Origin of the sequence: Paraburkholderia sp. WS6, assembly GCF_030464835.1 — a bacterium.
Taxonomy (GTDB): Bacteria; Pseudomonadota; Gammaproteobacteria; order Burkholderiales; family Burkholderiaceae; genus Paraburkholderia; species Paraburkholderia madseniana.
Genome location: NZ_JALQCK010000016.1, coordinates 130,724 through 148,670 on the forward strand (window position 1 = coordinate 130,724; position 17,947 = coordinate 148,670).

Genomic DNA, 17,947 nt, shown 5'->3' on the forward strand with positions numbered 1-17,947 from the left:
AACCAAGGTGCCGCTTTGCGTTTACCGGCTTGAGCCTAACGGCGCGCGACCGGCAACGGTTCCATCAACGTGCTTTCTGCTTACTCGTTTCCAAAGGCCGGCGCGTTTCCAGCCACATCACGTTGATAATGCCGAACGCCAACGCCACGCCAATGCCGAGAAGCCAACTGAAATACCACATCACAAACTCCTGTTATCCGTATTCCTGATCAATACATTGAATGGTGATTTTCTTCGAGCGCCGCGGCGGTCACCTTGCCTCGCATCACGCGATACACCCAGCTCGTGTAGATCAGGACGATCGGCAGGAAAATGATCACGGCGATCAGCATGATCTGCAGCGTCATGCGGCTCGAGGTCGAATCCCACACGGTCAGGCTGCTGCGGCCGTCGAGCGAGGAGGGCATGATGAATGGGAACATCGAGAAGCCCGCCGTCAGGATCACGCCGATGATCATCAGCGAGGTCGCCAGGAAGGCGCTCTTTTCAAAACGCGAGCGCGCCAGCAACAAGGCAAGCACGCCACCGACGAGGCCGGCCACCGGCGCGATCACCATCCACGGATAGTTTGCGTAGTTGGTGAGCCACAGGCCGGGTGCGCCGATCACGTTCTTCAGCAGCGGGTTGGCCACCGTATCGAGCGGCGCGGCATCGACGATCTGATAACCGCCGATCATCGTGGCGATCAGCGCGCCGGCAAGCAGGAACAGCACCACGGCGGCGAGCGAAGCGATCCGCAGCGCCAGTGACGCACGCTCGGCGACGACGTCGTCTGCCTTCATCTTCACGAAGGCTGCGCCGTGAGCAGCCAGCATCGACACGCTAACGAGCCCGCATAGCACGGCGAACGGGTTGAGCAGGGCGAAGAAACTGCCGTGATACGTGACGCGCAGATCGGTGTCGAACGAGAACGGCACGCCTTGCAGCAGGTTGCCGAACGCCACGCCGAACACCAGCGCCGGGACGAAGCCGCCGACAAACAACGCCCAATCCCATGCGCTGCGCCAGCGCGGGTCTTCACGTTTGCTGCGGTAGTCGAAGCCGACCGGCCGGAAAAACAGCGAGAACAGCACCAGCAGCATCGCGAAGTAGAAGCCGGAGAACGACGCGGCGTAAACCAGCGGCCACGCGGCGAACATCGCGCCGCCCGCTGTGATGAGCCACACCTGATTGCCTTCCCACGTCGCGCCGACCGTGTTGACGACAATGCGTCGCTCGGCGTCGGTCTTCGCGATGAACGGCAGCAGAATCGCCGCGCCCATGTCGAAGCCGTCGGTGAGCGCGAAGCCGATCAGCAGCACGCCGATCAACACCCACCAGATCAGTTTGAGGGTTGCGTAATCCATGATGATCTTTCCCTTGGAACAGAGTGGCGGCGAATCATGCGGCCGTGTTGGTCGGCAGCGACTGATTCAGCGGCTGTTGTTGTTCGTGGTGATAGCGCCCCGTGTGCAGCGACGAAGGCCCGAGTCGCGCGTACTTGAACATCAGCATGATTTCGATGATGAACAGCACCGTGTAGAACACGACGAAGCCGGCAATGCTCAGGTACAGATCGCCCGGCGTTAGGCTCGAGGCGGACAATGCGGTCGGCAGAATACCGGCGATGGTCCACGGTTGACGGCCCACTTCAGCAACGATCCAACCGAATTCAGCAGCGAGCCACGGCAACGGAATTGCCCATACTGCCCAGCGCAGGAACCAGCGGCGTTTCTCCAGCAGCAGGGAGCGCTGCGCGCAAAACCAGAACGCTAGTACGAAGGTCGCAAGGAACAGGATGCCGAGGCCGACCATCAGGCGGAACGAGAAGAACACGGGCGCCACCGGCGGAATTGTCTTCTTGGCGGCCTGCACGATCTGATCCGGCGTGGCGTCGGTGACGTTCGGGGTGAACTGCTTGAGCATCAGGCCGTAGCCAAGGTCCTCCTTGTGCGCGTCGAAGGCGGCTTTGACTTCGTCCGTGGCGTCGCCCTGTTTGAGCCTTTGCAGCGCGGCATAGGCGAGCATCCCGTTCTTGATGCGCACTTCGTTCTGCGCCATCAATTCCTTTAGGCCGACCACCGGTTCGTCGATCGAGCGCGTGGCGATGAGGCCGAGCGCATACGGAATGCGGATCGCATAGTCGGTGCGTTCTTCCTTCTGATTCGGAATGCCGATGATCGTGAAGGGCGCGGGTGCGGGCGCCGTTTCCCATTCGGATTCGATGGCGGCCAGCTTGACCTGCTGAACTTCGCCGGTGCGATAGCCGGATTCGTCGCCGAGCACGATCACGCACAGTGTCGAGGCCAGACCGAAGCCGGCGGCAATAGCGAACGAGCGCAAGGCGAACTCGGTGTCGCGGCGCTTCAGCAGATACCACGACGACACACCGAGCACGAACATCGAAGCGGTCACGTAACCGGCCGATACGGTGTGCACGAACTTCACCTGCGCGACCGGATTGAACAGCACCGAGAAGATGCTGTCGAGTTCCATGCGCATGGTCTGGTAGTTGAAGGTGGCGCCGACCGGATTGTTCATCCAGCCGTTGGCCACCAGAATCCACAGCGCCGACAGGTTCGAGCCTAGCGCGACGAGGAACGTGACGCCCACGTGCTGCACTTTCGAGAGCCGCTTCCATCCGAAGAAGAACAGGCCGACGAAGGTCGACTCGAGGAAGAACGCCATCAACCCTTCAACGGCCAGCGGCACGCCGAAAATGTCGCCGACATAGTGCGAGTAGTACGACCAGTTGGTGCCGAACTGGAATTCCAGCGTGAGGCCGGTGGTGACGCCCATCGCAAAGTTGATGCCGAACAGCTTGCCCCAGAACTGGGTCATGTCCTTGTAGATCTGCTTGCCGGTCATCACATAGACGGATTCCATGATGACCAGCAACCAGGACAGACCGAGCGTGAGCGGCACGAACAGAAAGTGATAAAGCGCCGTGATGGCGAACTGGAGGCGCGACAGTTCTACGACTTCGCTAACGGGCATGTTGACCACCTTGGGACGGATGCGAGGCAGGCACGGACAGCAGCGCCTGCGCGACTTGTTCAGGCGGCAGCGACATATGCTCCGCCTGCGGATGATTGAAAAATGCGTACTTGAGCGCCATCAGCAGTACGAATTTGATGGCGAGGACGATGGCGATATCCCGCGCCAGCGTCGGACCGCGTACCCAGGCGGCGAGCCGTTTGCGCAGGCTCGAGCGAGGGTTGTTATTGCGATTCAGGGCTATGGTCATGATCGGTAGAAGGCAACTTCACACCGGTTTAACCGGCTGGATCCAGGCCGTTTCAGGGGCTTGGCAAGTTCATCCCGATTCTAGGAGCAATGACCTAGTGCGCGTAAGTTCGGCACTGCGGCATTGGGTCGCGAACGTCACGCCGTCTGAACAGTATTGCTATGGGGTTTGTGATACGTCAAGAAACACGTGTTTGGTGGGCATGTTCTTGAGTGAGTGCGCGTGCGTCTTCGATTGAGCGCAGGCATTGTCGAGTGGGCACAAAAAAGCCCTGCCTTCTTGCGAGGGCAGGGCTCTGCAGCTAAACAGCGCGCGCCGGACGAGCCGGCACGACTCAAGCTTTAAGTGTTATGCATATTCACTCAACGCGCCGCGCATTTTCTTCATTGCGCTCGCCTCGATCTGGCGAATGCGTTCGGCCGACACGCCGAATTCGTCGGCCAGTTCGTGCAGCGTCGAGCCGCCTGAACCGTCGTCTTCCACCTTCAGCCAGCGTGCCTCGATGATGCGGCGGCTGCGGGCGTCCAGCGCGTCCAACGCGCTCGCGATACCGTCGCTATGCAGCTTGTCGCGCTGACGCGAAGCCAGCACCGCAGTCGGCTCGCTATGCGAGTCGGCGAGGTAGGCGATCGGCGCGTACGACTCTTCGCCGTCTTCGACCTGGCCTTCCAGCGCGATATCGCCGCCGGACAAGCGCGTTTCCATCTCGGCCACTTCTTCACGCTTCACGTTCAGCTCTTTGGCAAGACCTTCGATCTCGTCCGGCGTGAATGCGCCCAGGCCCTGCTTGTGGCTGCGCAGGTTGAAGAACAGCTTGCGCTGCGCTTTGGTGGTGGCGACCTTCACCATCCGCCAATTGCGCAGAATATATTCGTGGATCTCAGCCTTGATCCAGTGCATGGCGTACGACACGAGGCGTACGTTTTGCTCGGGGTCAAAGCGCTTCACGGCCTTCATCAGGCCGATATTGCCTTCCTGGATCAGGTCGGCATGCGGCAGTCCATAACCAAGGTAATTGCGCGCGATCGATACGACCAGCCGCAGGTGCGACAGGACGAGACGGCGCGCGGACCCGAGGTTGTCCTGCTCGCGAAATTCGGTGGCGAACTGGCGTTCTTCCGCCGGCGTCAGCATCGGAATCCGATTTACGGCCTGGATGTAGGCGTCGATATTGCCCAGTTGACCGGGCAGCAGCGAGGAATGCGAGAGCGCCAGTGCACCTGCCGAAGCGGCCTTAGCCGATGACGGGCTCAAAGTACTCGGAAGGGTCATTGCATGGCTCACGTAGGAAACTCCTTTGGAATCAGACAAAAGCGTATTCAGGTAAACGACTCCAGCGTTGGATGTTAGCACTCTGATTTGCCGAGTGCTAATACTTAGAGGCTGTAGGGACATCCAAGTTCCGCAAATTCCTATTGAAATTTAGATTTTGATAGTAATGGTATACCTTTATGGCCAGATGTGCGTGGGTCGCAGGATTTACCTAACAAAACGCCTTCATTCTTATAAATGACCGATATTTTTAAAAATAGAAGTGACTAATTGCGGAAATTTTGCTTTCTTCATACGATCCGCCGGATGTACATTGTCTTTAGAATAAACGGGACAGTGATCTACTGACCAACGTTCGACTAGCTCGGGTGTGCGATGAAGAACAAAAAAAATGCGTTGCGTGGTGTGGTTCTAAAAGGCGCTTCGGCGGCCATCCTGTTTGGCGCTTCGGGACTGGCGGCAGCCGACCAGTTCGGCGTGCAGATCGCCGGCGGCCTGGGAGATAACCACATTAAAAAGCTCGATCTCGGCCTGGTCTGGGATCCGAATCTGACGTGGTGGCAGATCGGCGATTGGCACTTTTCGCTGATCGGCGAAGCGCACGTGGCCTGGTGGCATACCGACGAAGGGAATGTGCACGAGAACATCGGCGAGATCGGTGTGACGCCGATCATTCGCTTCATCGACGGAGCGGGCGCGATTCGTCCTTACGTCGAAGCGGGCGCCGGTATCCGCCTTCTGACGAGTCCGAGAATCTCCACTGACCTCACGCTCTCGACCGCGTTCCAGTTCGCCCCCATGGCGGGTGTCGGCCTGCAATTCGGCAGTCACCAGCAGTACGAGGCGGGCTATCGCTTCCAGCATATTTCCAATGGCGGTATCAAAGAGCCGAATCCTGGTATAAATTTCCACCAGCTATATTTGCAATATAACTTCTGACGACCGTGGCCACGTTCGGCTCACCGGTGCAAGGGGCTGAGCAATGGCGGCAAAGATAATCGAAGCGATTCGCGGGCTCGAGCGAGAACGCTTCCGTGCGATGGTCGACGGCGACGGGCAGTCGCTCGATGCGCTGCTCGCGGACAACGTGAGCTATGTCCATACGAACGGCAAGCGTGAAACGAAGCGACAGTTCATCGACGGTATTACCGCCGGGCGCCGCCGCTATCGGCAGATCGAGGTGCAGTCGCAAGAAGTGCTGCCGGTGGGGCGCGAGACCTGCGTCGTCACCGGGCGCGCACTGATCGAAATGGAAGCGAACAACGGCGCGCTGCTGTTTCCGATCGCGTACACGGCGATTCACACACAGGAAGATGGGCAATGGCGCCTGATCGCCTGGCAGGCGACGCGTTGCGCGATCGAGTGAGCCTTGTGAGCCCACTTCGTTTCGCTGGTCGCAGTTGGTGAGCGCCTTGTGAGCGCTCGAACGGCACGAGCAGGCGGGTCGCACCGCCCATGCTGAATTCGCCGCCTGGTGGGTTCGGCCGGGCGGGTTTTGATGCAGTTACCCCGCCACGAACGCGGTCTAAACCGCGAGGGGCGGCTCCGCTTCGCCTCAAGTCACTTAGGCAGCGACGCGCTGCAGATCTTCATCGCTCCACACCGGCCGCTCTGCAGCATCGCCCGCATACGGATGCCGCGGATGCACCGGAATCTGATTGCAGCGCTCGACCACGCGCCGCACCGCACCAATATCCGAAAAGTCGAGGCCTGGGTCGACGCCCTGCGCGTCAAGGTTCATCGCGAGCGTAACGAGGTCCACGTTGCCCGTGCGCTCGCCGTTGCCGAACAGGCATCCTTCGACGCGATCCGCGCCCGCCAGCAGCGCCAGTTCCGTAGCGGCCACGGCGGTGCCGCGATCGTTATGCGGATGCACCGACAGCACGATGCTGTCGCGATAACTGAGATTGCGGTCCATCCATTCGATCTGGTCGGCGAACACGTTGGGTGTCGCGGCTTCGACGCTAGCGGGCAAATTGACGATCATCTTGTGGTCGCGCGTGGGACGCCACGTCTGCGCAACTGCGTCGCATACTTCACGCGCGTATGGGAGTTCGGTCGTGTTGAAGGTTTCGGGCGAATACTGGAACGTCCAGTGCGTATCGGGCCGCGCGTGCGCATGTTTCTTGATGAGGCACGTGCCTTCCACAGCCAGTGCCTTGATCTGCTCCTTCGACTGGTTGAAGACGATTTTGCGAAACGACGGGCAGATTGCGTTGTACAGGTGCACGATGGCGCGCGGCGCGCCCTCCAGCGATTCGAACGTGCGCGCAATCAGTTCGGCGCGTGAGGGCACGAACACTTCGATCGTCACGTCGTCGGGAATGCGTTTTTCTTCGATCAGTTTGCGCACGAAATCGAAGTCGGTTTGCGAGGCCGACGGGAAACCGACTTCGATTTCCTTGAAGCCGATCGCCACCAGCATCTCGAAGAATTCGAGCTTTTGCGCGGCATTCATCGGCTCGATGAGCGCCTGATTGCCGTCGCGCAGATCGGTGCTCATCCAGATCGGCGCGTGGTTGATCGTGCGGCTCGGCCATTTGCGCCCGGTGAGGTGCACTGTGGGGAAGGGACGGTATTTTTCAGCGGGATTGCGCAACATGAAATTGACCCTCGCGCTTCGTCCGAAGGGTAAACGGACGAACGCAAACGACTACAGGTTGTGAAGAACTACGGTCGGGGGTGAGGCAGTAACTGCGGGGAACTGCTTTGAGGACCGCGCTTTGGGCAACTAATCTGGGTGATTCAGGCTGCCAACGCGCGGCGCTACGTCTGACTTACGCTAGACGTAGCGATAGGGGCCGCGCTAGGCGGCCGGAGGTAATTCGGAGGGTGTTCGGAAGGGAACGCATAGGTCTAATGTATGACGGCTCTCAGCGGCATGTCAACCCGCGACCGTCATCCTGGCGCGTGAGTGCAATGCCGCAAGCGCTGCGTTGCACTCACGCCGCGCACGTCACACGGGTATTTTCGCGACGTCGACGATCAGCTCCACTTGCCGTTCGATCGCGCTCGGCACAGGTGCTTCGCCGCGCAACACGGCGTCGATCCACGCGGCTGTGGTCGGGGCGTCGCGAGCTTCGGGCACGTCGACTTCAGGCGCGTCGGGCGACGAGCGCTCGTGCGGCACGCGCGTTTCGCAGATGCCGTCGTGCAGCCAGTCCACTTGCACCTGGCGCCGCGTGTCGGCCACCGCTTCGCCTTCGGTGCCGCGCGCGAGCAGGGCGCCGCCCTCCGCGGCGGCGGGGTGCGTGTTGAACAACTGCGTGAGACTGTCGCGATACGGCGGATGCGTGTAGTTCACGAGCCGTAGCCCGGCGGGCGCGAACGGCTGCAGAATTTTCACGAGCGTATGCGTTGAATTGCGCACGCCCATCCGCCGGCGCAGCGAAAGAAGATGCGCGAGCTTCGGCGCGAGTACTTCGATCGGTGCGAACGCGAGACGACGCTCGGCGAGACCGTCTTCGATGTCGGCGTGCGATCGCGCATGCGGGATCTGCAGATGCGTGAAGATTTCAGCACTCGTCACGCGGCCCGGATCTTCCGTGACGCCATGCACCAGCACCGGCACACCTTCGCGTGCCAGCAGCAGCGCGAGCAGCGGCACCAGGTTGGGCTGTTTGCGCGCGCCGTTGTAGGTGGGTATCGACACGGGCCGGAATGCCGCGTGCGGCAGATGAAGCGGTTCGAACGACGCCTGCGCGCCGGCCAGCATGGCGGCGAGTTCGTCGGCAGTTTCGCCTTTCACGCGATACGCGAGCAGCACGGCGCCGAGTTCGAGATCGGCCACGCGGCCGTCGAGCATCGCGGTGTAAAGCGTGCGCGTATCTTCAGCAGTCAGCGCGCGGGCGCCGTTCGGGCCGCGGCCGATTTCCTTGATATAGCGGGCGCAGGGGAAAAGATTGGCGGTGTCGGCGGTGTCGGTCATCGGGCGCAGTGGGACGGGGGCGTGCCGCGTTGGGGCGGTCGGCCGGGGAATTCAAAGGACGCTATCCAGTGTGAGTATCGCATCTATAGCGGCGAGGCGGTCCGGCGGGCTGGCGATCCCGTGAGACGACGCGGCGGAATCGCCGGTCCGCGCGTGCCGGTGCCGATCCGCTGCGCGGCGCTTTACCGCGCGTTACACTCGATGTTTTATCGCCGCGCGGGCGCGGCACAATCCAGAAACGGAGAACGGGATGAGTTACGTATTTGCACCCGCACCGGTCGTTGCGGTGCCGGTCGTGGGGTCCAGCGAGCAGTTCGCGGTGCGTCGCATCTACTGCGTGGGCCGCAACTACGAGGCGCACGCGCGTGAGATGGGGCACGATCCTGACCGCGAACCACCGTTCTTCTTCGCCAAGCCGGCCGATGCCGTGCTGTATGTCGCGCCCGGTGCGACCGGCGAATTCCCCTATCCCTCGCAATCGAAGAACGTCCACTTCGAGATGGAACTGGTGGCGGCGATCGGCAAAGGCGGCAAGAACATTCCGGCCGAAAGCGCACTCGACCACGTGTACGGTTATGCGCTCGGTCTCGACATGACACGCCGCGATCTGCAGGCCGAAGCGAAAAAGCTGGGCCGTCCGTGGGATACCGCAAAGGGCTTCGATCACTCGGCGCCCCTTGGTCCGATCCATCCGGTCACGACAGTCGGCCATGTCGGCAAGGGCGCGATCTGGTTATCGGTGAACGGCGAGGAAAAACAGAATTCGGACGTGTCGCAACTGATCTGGTCGGTGGCCGAGACGATTGCCTATCTGTCGACGCTGTTCGAACTGCAACCGGGCGATCTGATTTTCACCGGCACGCCGGAAGGCGTCGGCGCGGTGGTGCAGGGCGACCTCATGAAGGGCGGCGTGGACGGGCTCGGCGAGCTCAACGTACGCGTCGTCTGAAGCGCGGTGGGAGGAGACACATAACATGAAGCTTTACAGCTATTTCCGGAGTTCGGCGTCCTATCGCGTGCGCATCGCGCTGAACCTGAAGGGCCTGCCGTACGACTATGTGCCGGTGCACCTCGTGCGCGACGGCGGCGAGCAGTTGAAGCCCGAGTATCGCAAGGTGAATGCGGACGGCATCGTGCCCACATTCGTCGACGGCAACGAAGTGATGCCGCAGTCGCTCGCGATCATCGAGTATCTGGAGGAAACGCATCCCGAACCGCCGCTCTTGCCCGGCACGCCGGCCGAGCGCGCGTATGTGCGCTCGGTAGCGTTGCAGGTGGCGTGCGAGATTCATCCGCTGAACAATCTGCGCGTGCTGAAATACCTGAAACACACGCTGTGTCTCGACGACGATGCGAAAGACGCGTGGTACAAGCATTGGGTCGAAGCGGGTTTTGCGACGCTCGATGCACATCTGGCGGGCGATTCGCGCACCGGCAAGCTGTGCTTCGGCGACACGCCGACACTGGCTGACGCCTGTCTGATTCCCCAGGTATTCAACGCCCAGCGCTTCAAGGTGGATACGGCGAAGTTTCCGACGATTCAGCGCATCTACGAGCACGCAATGCAGATCGACGCGTTCGCTCGTGCAGCGCCCGGTGTTCAGCCCGACGCGGAATGATGCGGTGATTTGAATGAAAAAAGGGCGCTCGGTGAAGGGCGCCCTTTCTGCTTGTTCTGCGACGAACGTTGCTGCGTTCAACCGCCCAGCAACGCGTCCGAAAACTCTTCCGCGCTGAACGGCTGCAAGTCCTCCACCTTTTCGCCGACGCCGATGAAGTACACAGGAATCGGACGCTGCCGCGCGATCGCCGCAAGAATGCCGCCCTTCGCCGTGCCGTCGAGTTTGGTGACGATCAGGCCGGTGAGGCCGAGCGCGTCGTCGAAGGCCTTCACTTGCGCGAGACCATTCTGGCCGGTGTTCGCATCGATCACCAGCAGCACTTCATGCGGCGCGCCGTCTTGCGCCTTGCCGATCACGCGCTTTACCTTGCGCAGTTCCTCCATCAGATGCAACTGGGTCGGCAGACGGCCGGCCGTGTCCGCCATCATGACGTCGATCTTGCGCGCACGCGCGGCGCCGACCGCATCGTAAATCACCGCTGCCGGGTCGCCGCTTTCCTGCGACACCACCGTCACGTTGTTGCGCTGGCCCCAGATTGCAAGTTGCTCGCGCGCGGCTGCGCGGAAGGTGTCGCCCGCAGCCAGCAGCACCGACTGATCGAAGCTCTGCAGATGCTTGGCGAGCTTGCCGATGCTGGTGGTTTTGCCTGCACCGTTGACGCCCGCGATCATTACGACCAGCGGTTGCGCGCGGCCGAGCATCAGCGATTTTTCCAGCGGCTTGAGCAGGTCGATCAGCAGCGTGCGCAGCGCTGCTTTCACCTGCTGAGGATCGGTGAGGCGTTCGGTGCGCACTTTTTCGCGCAACGATTCGAGCAGGAATTCGGTGGCTTCGACGCCCGCATCCGACATCAGCAGTGCCGTTTCGAGTTCTTCGTACAAGTCTTCGTCGATCTTCGCGCCGACGAAAATGCCGGTCAGGCTCGAACTCGTTTTCGACAGACCGGTCTTCAGGCGCGTGAGCCACGAGCGCTTTGCGCTCGCGTCCTGCATAGGTGGCGGGACGATTTCGACGGTTTCGAGCGCGGGTGCTTCGGGTTCGGGCTCATTGATGGACGCGGCAGCAGCCGGTTGCGTATCGGCGCTAACCGGAGCAACCGGCCGCGGCGCCGACGGCGCGACGGGCGCTTGCGGCGCCTCTACGGCGGGTTCGGGCGCGAGGGCTTCCGGCGCCGTCTGCGATTCTTCTGGCGCGTTATCGGACTCTTTCGAACCCTTGAATCGTTTGAAAAAGCTGAACATGATCTGGCGTGGTGAGAGCGCGCGCCGATGCGCGCAGCCGGGACGGGCCCGTGGGAGCGGCAGGCAGCGTTGCGATGCGGGATGCAAGGCGCTGGAAGCCGCACATTTTATCAGGCGCGCCGCCGCCCGTCGTATTGGCCGAACGGCCAGGCTGGACGCCCGGCGCCCCTGTGGTAACGTTGGCGCTCCAGTCCGCACGCATCGGCGTCGCGGGTGCCCTTATAACGTAATCGAAACTGCATGCCCCGTTCTGCTCCTTCACGCGCCCACGGCGCTTCGTCCAAAGGCGGCAAGCCGCACGCCATCCGTATCATCGGCGGCGACTGGAAGCGCACACCGCTGCCCGTGCTCGACCTCGACGGCCTGCGCCCCACGCCCGACCGCGTGCGCGAAACGCTGTTCAACTGGCTCGGCCAACGGCTGGACGGCCAGCGCTGCCTCGATCTGTTCGCCGGTAGCGGCGCACTCGGCTTCGAAGCTGCCTCGCGCGGCGCGGCGCGGGTGTTGATGGTCGAGCGCAATGCGCGGGCCGCAAGCCAGTTGCGCGCGAACCAGGAGCGCCTCGCGGCGCGTGCGATCGAAATCGCGGAAGCCGACGGCTTGCGCCTCGCGGCAAGCCTCGCCCCCGGATCGTTCGACGTGGTTTTTCTCGATCCGCCGTTCGACGGCGATCTGCTCGACAAGGCGCTCGCTCTGGCCGTGCCGCTGCTGAGCCCGGAAGGTTTTCTGTACGTGGAGGCAGGCGATGCGCTCGAACTGGATGGGAATGAGACGCTCGCCGGTTGGGAAATCGTGCGGCAAGGCAAAGCGGGCGCTGTCCACTTTCATTTGCTGCAGCGCGAAAATAAGGAATAATGCGCGTTCCAAAACAAGCAGCGGACGGGTACCGTCACGCGTGCGGTCGGTGCCAAATGCGTCGCGTGGACGCTTTGACGTGCCCATTTGTCTGAAGAGAGGAGAAGTCTCATGGTAGTCGCCGTGTACCCGGGCACGTTCGACCCGCTGACGCGCGGTCACGAAGACCTCGTTCGGCGCGCGTCGAGCATTTTCGACACGCTGGTGGTGGGCGTTGCCGACAGCCGCAACAAGAAGCCGTTCTTTACGCTGACAGAGCGACTCGACATCGCTCATGAAGTGCTCGGGCATTACCCGAACGTTCAGGTGATGAGCTTCAAAGGGCTATTGAAAGACTTTGTCCGCAGCAATAACGCTCGGGTGATCGTGCGTGGCCTGCGTGCCGTCTCGGACTTCGAATATGAGTTCCAGATGGCCGGCATGAACCGCTATCTGTTGCCGGACGTCGAAACCATGTTCATGACGCCGTCCGATCAATACCAGTTCATCTCCGGCACCATCGTGCGTGAAATCGCGCAACTGGGCGGCGACGTCAGCAAGTTTGTGTTCCCGTCGGTCGAAAAATGGCTGAAGGAGAAGGTTGCCGCGCTGGATCCGAATGAAGGTGTCTCGGCGGGGCAACCGTAACCGGCGTAAACTGTCGGATTGACGGATCAAAGCTGGCTTCGGCCGGCGCGAAGTGAGAGAAGTATGGCCCTGATGATTACCGACGAGTGCATCAATTGCGACGTGTGCGAGCCCGAGTGCCCGAACGACGCGATTTCGATGGGCCCGGAAATCTACGTGATCGACCCGAAGAAATGCACCGAGTGTGTCGGCCATTTCGACGAGCCCCAGTGTATTCAGGTGTGCCCGGTCGAGTGTATTCCGCGCGACCCCGAGCATCTGGAGACGGCGGAAGGTCTGATGGCGAAGTACCACGCGCTGCAGGCTGCGAAGGGCGCGTGAGAGTTTCATGATGGTGAACGGCGAGGCGTCTGCCTCGCCGTTTTCTTTAGCGGCAACGCTTTGTGTCGCGCGCGAGGTTGTCCCGCGCGTTGTCCGACCGCTATACGACCGTCATCCGACGTAAGCGCTGAAAATGTCGCGCAGCGCATCCAGCAGAATCTCGCACTCGGCTTCGGTGCCGACCGAGATTCGCAGATGCTGGTCAATTCGCGCCGCCTTGAAGTGGCGCACGAAAATTTCCTTTTCCCTTAGCCGTGCCACGAGCGTCGCTGCATCGTAGCCTTCGTGGCGCGCGAACAGCAGATTCGCCGCCGACGGCACCACCTCGAAGCCCAGTGCCGTCAAGCCTGCTGCCAACCGCTCACGGCTCGCAATCACTTTGGCGCAGTTGTCGCGGAACCATGCATCGTCCTCGTATGCAGCGACGGCCGCGACTTGCGCCAGGCGGTCGAGCGGATACGAGTTGAAGCTATCCTTCACGCGGTTCAGTGCGTCGATCAGTTCCGGATTGCCGAATGCGAAGCCGACGCGCATGCCGGCCAGCGAACGCGACTTCGATACCGTTTGTATCACCAGCAGGTTGGGATAGCGGTCGATCAGTTTGATGGCCGATTCAGCGCCGAAATCGACATAGGCCTCGTCGATCACCACGACCGATTCGGTGTTTCTCGCCACCAGACGCTCGATATCGGCGAGCGGCAGCGGTCGTCCGGTCGGCGCGTTCGGGTTCGGGAACAGGACGCCGCCGTTAGGCGCCGTGTAGTCGTCGACATGGATGGCGAAGCTGTCGTCGAGTGCGATGGTCCGATAGTCGACTTCAAAGAGCCGCGCGTAGGTCGGGTAGAAGCTGTAAGTGATATCCGGAAACAGCAACGGTTTGTCGTGCTTCAGCAATGCCTGAAAGGTGAGCGCGAGCACTTCGTCCGAGCCGTTGCCCGCGAACACTTGTTCCGGGCGGATGCCGTGGTACGCGGCTACCGTTTCGCGTAACTTGCGCGCTGTCGGATCGGGATAGCGCCGCAGCGACTCGCCCGCGCCGCCCAGTTCCTGCCGGATCGCGTCAAGCACGCGCGGCGACGGCGGATAGGGATTCTCGTTGGTGTTCAGCTTGACCGGATGCGCAACCACGGGCTGCTCGCCCGGCACATACGGCGTCAGACGGTGAACGATGTCACTCCAGTAGCGGCTCAAGCGATTTCTCCTGTCGATGGCGATACGGGCGATACGGGCGATACGGATGCGAGCAGGGCAGGGCCCGTTCAGGGATTGCGGTGCAATTGCATCATCGCCCGCTCGAGCTCGCCTTTGATGATCTGCGGCATGACCGCCAACGCACGTTCGATCGACGCATCGATCACGTCCTGCTCTTCACGCCGCGGCGGTTTCAGCACGTAATTGGCGACATCCGGTTTGGCGCCGGCTCGCGCACTTTCGGGAATCAGGTCACGCGGATGGCCGATGCCGATCCGCAGCCGCCAATACTGTTGCGATGACAGATGCGCGCTGATGTCTTTCAGCCCGTTATGGCCGCCGCTGCCACCACCGAGCTTCAGCTTGACGCCGCCCGGTGGCATGTCGAGCTCGTCGTGCGCGACCAGAATTTCGTCCGGAAGAATCTTGAAGAACTGCGCGAGCGCGACAACCGACTGCCCCGAGCGGTTCATATAAGTCTGCGGTTGCAGCAGATGCACTTCTTCGCCGTGAAGACGGGCCTTCGCGTAGAAACCGTGAAAGCGCCGCTCGTCGCGCAGTGTCGTACCTGCTTCGCGCGCCAGTTGATCGACCAGCCAGAAGCCGGCATTGTGGCGCGTCGCGGTGTATTCAGCGCCCGGATTGCCGAGCCCGACGATCAGCTTGATCATGATTGCATAGGTCCATCTGGCCTCGGCACCGAACGCGGCCGAGCCGAAAAAAACCGAAAAAAAACCCGCCGGGGAGAACCTCGGCGGGTCACCTCGACCGTTTCATTGAAACGGATCGAGAGGATTGCTTGCTCAGCGCCAGGAAGGCACTTAGGCAGCCGGCGTTTCGCCTTCGCCTGCAGCAGCAGCGGCGTCGCCTTCAGCGATTGCGCCAGCCGGGATCGTTGCCGATGCGATGACCGGGTTTTCTGCGTCAACGTGAGCAACCAGTGCCACGCCTGCCGGCAGGACGATGTCCTTGGCGTGCAGCGAATGACCAGCTTCGATCGTCGCCAGGTCAACTTCGAGGAATTCCGGCAGTGCCGACGGCAGGCACTCGATTTCAATTTCGTTGAGGACGTGCGAGATCACCGCGCTCGACAGCTTCACTGCCGGGTTGGTTTCCTGGTTCATGAAGTGCAGCGGCACCTTGGTGTGCAGCTTCTTCTTCGCGTCGACACGTTGGAAGTCCACGTGCAGCACGAGCTGACGGAACGGGTGGTATTGCACGTCGCGCAGCAGAACCTGTTGCGACTTGCCTGCCACTTCCAGTTCGAGGATCGACGAGTGGAAAACTTCTTTCTTCAGCGCGTGCCAGAGTGCGTTGTGGTCCAGTTCGACCAATTGCGTGTCAGCACCAGCGCCATATACGATGCCCGGGGTCTTACCCGAGATACGCAGGCGGCGGCTCGCACCCGTACCTTGCAAGGAACGCTCGAAAGCGACTACTTTCATGTTGAATCTCCAATGCACTGCCCGCGACCAGGCAGTAAAAACGGGGCCTCCAAGCCATTACGGCTGAGGCCCCAGAGCGATGGCACGAACCTTCGTTCGTTCATGCCAATTGTGCAAAAGTGCAGCGTGCGGTACTGCTATGCGCGCTGCGCCTTCGCAAATACTTAACTTTCAGCGAACAGCGACATCACCGAATCGCCGCGGCGAATCCGCGAGAACGTTTCGGCGAGCAGGCCGGCGCTGGTCAGCGAACGGATCTTGGCGCACGAGCGGGCTTCTTCGCCGAGCGGGATCGTATCGGTAACAACGAGTTCGTCGAGTGCCGAAGCTGCAATGCGCTCGCCTGCACCGCCCGACAGAACCGGGTGGGTGGCGTAAGCGAATACCTGCTTCGCACCGCGTTCCTTCAAAACCTGAGCTGCCTTGCAAAGCGTGCCTGCCGTGTCGACCATGTCATCCATGATCACGCAGGTGCGGCCTTCGACTTCACCGATGATGTTCATCACTTCGGCAACGTTCGCCTTCGGGCGGCGTTTGTCGATGATCGCGAGATCGCAATTCAGTTGCTTGGCCAATGCACGGGCGCGCACCACGCCGCCGACGTCCGGCGAAACGACCAGCAGGTTCTCGTAGTTCTGCTTGCGCAGATCGCCGAGCAGCACGGGCGTAGCGTAGATATTGTCGACCGGGATGTCGAAGAAACCTTGAATCTGGTCGGCGTGCAGATCCATCGTAATGATCCGCTCGACGCCGGCGATTTCCAGCATGTTCGCCACGATCTTCGCCGAGATGGCGACGCGCGCCGAACGCGGGCGTCGATCTTGACGGGCATAACCGAAGTAGGGGATGGCTGCGGTGATCCGGCCGGCGGATGCGCGCTTGAGCGCATCGACCATGATCATCAGTTCCATCAGATTGTCATTCGCCGGCGCGCACGTGGATTGCAGGACGAAGACATCCTTGCCACGCACGTTTTCCTGAATCTCGACCTGGATTTCACCGTCCGAGAAACGGCTGACCATTGCTTTGCCGAGGGGAATACCGAGGATTTTGACGACTTCCTGTGCAAGCGCGGGATTTGCGTTGCCAGTAAAAACCATCAGGCCGTCATGGCTGCTCATCGTGCACCTACTTCAGGCTGGGGGCGAGGGAAATGCGAGAATTTTTGGCAGGGGAGGAAGGAGTCGAACCTTCGAATGCCGGAATCAAAATCCGGTGCCTTAACCAACTTGGCGACTCCCCTACACTAACTTTGAGCTTCACCGAACGAGGGAACGTTCAACGAGGCAAAACTTATGACGCGAAAGTAAAGAGTGGATGCTGATCGAGACTTGCAGTTACTGCGCTGTTCCATTCGCCCGGCAGTTTGGCTTGCGCCGCTTCTGCTTCAGCTTTACTACGGAACGCTGCAAATACACTTGCACCTGATCCAGACATCCGCGCTGGTGCAATGTTTTCAAACCATCGCAGCACTTGCGCTACTTCCGCGTATTTTCCCACGACAACCTGCTGCATGTCATTGCGGCCAAAACTTTCTGGCCATTCAGTGTTGCAGCTAAGTTCTGCAGGAAAGTCCGTAATTATGAGGGGTTTCGAATCTCTTGTCAACGCTTTTTCGGAAAAAATCGCTGCAGTTGGAACGTGAACCCTCGGTGTCACCACCAGGAAATGGCGCGGCGGCAATTGTACAACGTCTAAAGCCTCTCCGACACCCTGTGCGAACGCATTTTTCCCAAAAACAAAAAATGGCACGTCCGCGCCGAGTTTCAACGCCAGCGCCTGCAACTCCAGTCGCGGCAAATCGAGCTTCCAGAGACGGTTCAGCGCGAGCAGCGTGGTGGCCGCATCGGAGCTGCCGCCGCCTAGGCCCGCGCCCATCGGCAGGCGCTTGTCGATTTCGATATCGACACCTGCGGGCGAGCCGGTGTGCGCTTTCAGGAGCGTTGCTGCACGCACGGTGAGATCGTGTTCCGGCGGTACGTCGGCGATCTCGGTGCTGCGCGTGATGAGGCCGTCGTCACGCAGCGTGAAGTGCAGGATGTCGCCCCAGTCGAGCAACTGGAAGACGGTTTGCAGCGTGTGATAGCCGTCCGGCCGGCGGCCGGTGATGTGCAGGAAGAGGTTCAGTTTCGCTGGCGCGAGGCAATCGCGCAGCGAATCGGTCGTTTCAATCATGAGTCAGGGCTACATGCGCCATAGCGGCGCTGAAGAAGCGGCAA

General features: G+C 61.0%; 19 protein-coding genes, 1 tRNA gene and 1 pseudogene. 7 read left to right on the top strand and 14 right to left on the bottom strand.

Features of this window, described 5'->3' with window-relative positions; translation table 11 throughout:
• Positions 1-64: 64 nt before the first annotated feature.
• The 5 genes from cydX to rpoH all read right to left on the bottom strand — a co-directional run bounded on the left by cydX (position 65) and on the right by rpoH (position 4,510).
• A complete protein-coding gene (cydX, locus tag M0D64_RS20415) occupies positions 65-181 on the bottom strand; it encodes a cytochrome bd-I oxidase subunit CydX (RefSeq protein WP_154564567.1) in 117 nt (38 codons plus the stop codon).
• 28 nt (positions 182-209) lie between these two features.
• Positions 210-1,346 carry a cytochrome d ubiquinol oxidase subunit II gene (cydB, locus tag M0D64_RS20420; RefSeq protein WP_154564565.1) on the bottom strand — a complete coding sequence of 379 codons (1,137 nt, stop codon included), beginning with the start codon at positions 1,344-1,346 and terminating at the stop codon, positions 210-212.
• A gap of 34 nt (positions 1,347-1,380) precedes the next feature.
• Positions 1,381-2,976: a cytochrome ubiquinol oxidase subunit I gene (locus M0D64_RS20425; protein ID WP_154564563.1), complete on the bottom strand. Its 1,596-nt coding sequence runs from the start codon at positions 2,974-2,976 to the stop codon at positions 1,381-1,383.
• A complete protein-coding gene (gene cydP, locus M0D64_RS20430; RefSeq protein ID WP_154564561.1) occupies positions 2,966-3,226 on the bottom strand; it encodes a cytochrome oxidase putative small subunit CydP in 261 nt (86 codons plus the stop codon). The genes M0D64_RS20425 and cydP overlap by 11 nt, the downstream gene beginning before the upstream one ends.
• 348 nt (positions 3,227-3,574) lie before the next feature.
• Positions 3,575-4,510, bottom strand: a complete 936-nt coding sequence (rpoH, locus tag M0D64_RS20435) for an RNA polymerase sigma factor RpoH (protein ID WP_168435870.1) — start codon at positions 4,508-4,510, stop codon at positions 3,575-3,577.
• Positions 4,511-4,873: 363 nt separating this feature from the next.
• On the opposite strand from rpoH, the gene M0D64_RS20440 reads away from it, so the two are divergent.
• Positions 4,874-5,437 (top strand): acyloxyacyl hydrolase, encoded by a 564-nt coding sequence (locus M0D64_RS20440; protein WP_266258980.1) that lies wholly within the window; start codon positions 4,874-4,876, stop codon positions 5,435-5,437.
• Between the two features lie 43 nt (positions 5,438-5,480).
• On the top strand, positions 5,481-5,864 hold the full coding sequence (locus M0D64_RS20445) for a nuclear transport factor 2 family protein (protein ID WP_097391220.1): 384 nt from the start codon (positions 5,481-5,483) through the stop codon (positions 5,862-5,864).
• 252 nt (positions 5,865-6,116) lie between these two features.
• On the opposite strand, the pseudogene M0D64_RS20450 reads toward M0D64_RS20445, so the two are convergent.
• Positions 6,117-7,100 (bottom strand): annotated as a pseudogene (locus M0D64_RS20450) (2-isopropylmalate synthase); the annotation flags it as partial.
• A gap of 354 nt (positions 7,101-7,454) precedes the next feature.
• On the bottom strand, positions 7,455-8,426 hold the full coding sequence (gene ybiB, locus M0D64_RS20455; RefSeq protein ID WP_266258981.1) for a DNA-binding protein YbiB: 972 nt from the start codon (positions 8,424-8,426) through the stop codon (positions 7,455-7,457).
• A 250-nt stretch (positions 8,427-8,676) separates the two neighbouring features.
• On the opposite strand from ybiB, the gene M0D64_RS20460 reads away from it, so the two are divergent.
• Both M0D64_RS20460 and maiA read left to right on the top strand, forming a co-directional pair.
• Entirely contained in the window at positions 8,677-9,375 is a 699-nt protein-coding gene (locus M0D64_RS20460; protein WP_171925168.1) for a fumarylacetoacetate hydrolase family protein, read from the top strand.
• A gap of 25 nt (positions 9,376-9,400) precedes the next feature.
• Positions 9,401-10,045, top strand: coding sequence for a maleylacetoacetate isomerase (gene maiA / locus M0D64_RS20465; RefSeq protein ID WP_171925169.1), 645 nt, complete (start codon positions 9,401-9,403; stop codon positions 10,043-10,045).
• A gap of 77 nt (positions 10,046-10,122) precedes the next feature.
• Here the strand turns inward: maiA and ftsY are convergent, their stop codons facing one another.
• Positions 10,123-11,289: a signal recognition particle-docking protein FtsY gene (ftsY, locus tag M0D64_RS20470; RefSeq protein ID WP_154564552.1), complete on the bottom strand. Its 1,167-nt coding sequence runs from the start codon at positions 11,287-11,289 to the stop codon at positions 10,123-10,125.
• Between the two features lie 240 nt (positions 11,290-11,529).
• Between ftsY and rsmD the strand changes: the two genes are divergently transcribed.
• From rsmD to M0D64_RS20485, 3 genes are all read left to right on the top strand, one after another.
• Positions 11,530-12,144, top strand: a complete 615-nt coding sequence (rsmD, locus tag M0D64_RS20475; RefSeq protein WP_201127627.1) for a 16S rRNA (guanine(966)-N(2))-methyltransferase RsmD — start codon at positions 11,530-11,532, stop codon at positions 12,142-12,144.
• A 111-nt stretch (positions 12,145-12,255) separates the two neighbouring features.
• Positions 12,256-12,771 (top strand): pantetheine-phosphate adenylyltransferase, encoded by a 516-nt coding sequence (coaD, locus tag M0D64_RS20480; protein ID WP_154564548.1) that lies wholly within the window; start codon positions 12,256-12,258, stop codon positions 12,769-12,771.
• A gap of 63 nt (positions 12,772-12,834) precedes the next feature.
• On the top strand, positions 12,835-13,092 hold the full coding sequence (locus tag M0D64_RS20485) for a YfhL family 4Fe-4S dicluster ferredoxin (protein ID WP_054035799.1): 258 nt from the start codon (positions 12,835-12,837) through the stop codon (positions 13,090-13,092).
• Between the two features lie 111 nt (positions 13,093-13,203).
• Here M0D64_RS20485 and hisC read toward each other — a convergent pair whose 3' ends face one another.
• The 6 genes from hisC to ispE all read right to left on the bottom strand — a co-directional run bounded on the left by hisC (position 13,204) and on the right by ispE (position 17,903).
• Entirely contained in the window at positions 13,204-14,283 is a 1,080-nt protein-coding gene (gene hisC / locus M0D64_RS20490; RefSeq protein WP_266258982.1) for a histidinol-phosphate transaminase, read from the bottom strand.
• 68 nt (positions 14,284-14,351) lie between these two features.
• Positions 14,352-14,954, bottom strand: coding sequence for an aminoacyl-tRNA hydrolase (gene pth / locus M0D64_RS20495; RefSeq protein WP_266258984.1), 603 nt, complete (start codon positions 14,952-14,954; stop codon positions 14,352-14,354).
• Positions 14,955-15,104: 150 nt separating this feature from the next.
• Complete coding sequence (locus M0D64_RS20500; RefSeq protein WP_266258985.1) at positions 15,105-15,728, bottom strand: 50S ribosomal protein L25/general stress protein Ctc; 624 nt, start codon at positions 15,726-15,728, stop codon at positions 15,105-15,107.
• Between the two features lie 164 nt (positions 15,729-15,892).
• Positions 15,893-16,849 (bottom strand): ribose-phosphate pyrophosphokinase, encoded by a 957-nt coding sequence (locus M0D64_RS20505; protein ID WP_006048037.1) that lies wholly within the window; start codon positions 16,847-16,849, stop codon positions 15,893-15,895.
• Positions 16,850-16,894: 45 nt separating this feature from the next.
• Positions 16,895-16,971 (bottom strand) — tRNA-Gln (locus M0D64_RS20510).
• A gap of 50 nt (positions 16,972-17,021) precedes the next feature.
• Positions 17,022-17,903: a 4-(cytidine 5'-diphospho)-2-C-methyl-D-erythritol kinase gene (ispE, locus tag M0D64_RS20515; RefSeq protein WP_266258986.1), complete on the bottom strand. Its 882-nt coding sequence runs from the start codon at positions 17,901-17,903 to the stop codon at positions 17,022-17,024.
• Between the last annotated feature and the right edge of the window lie 44 nt (positions 17,904-17,947).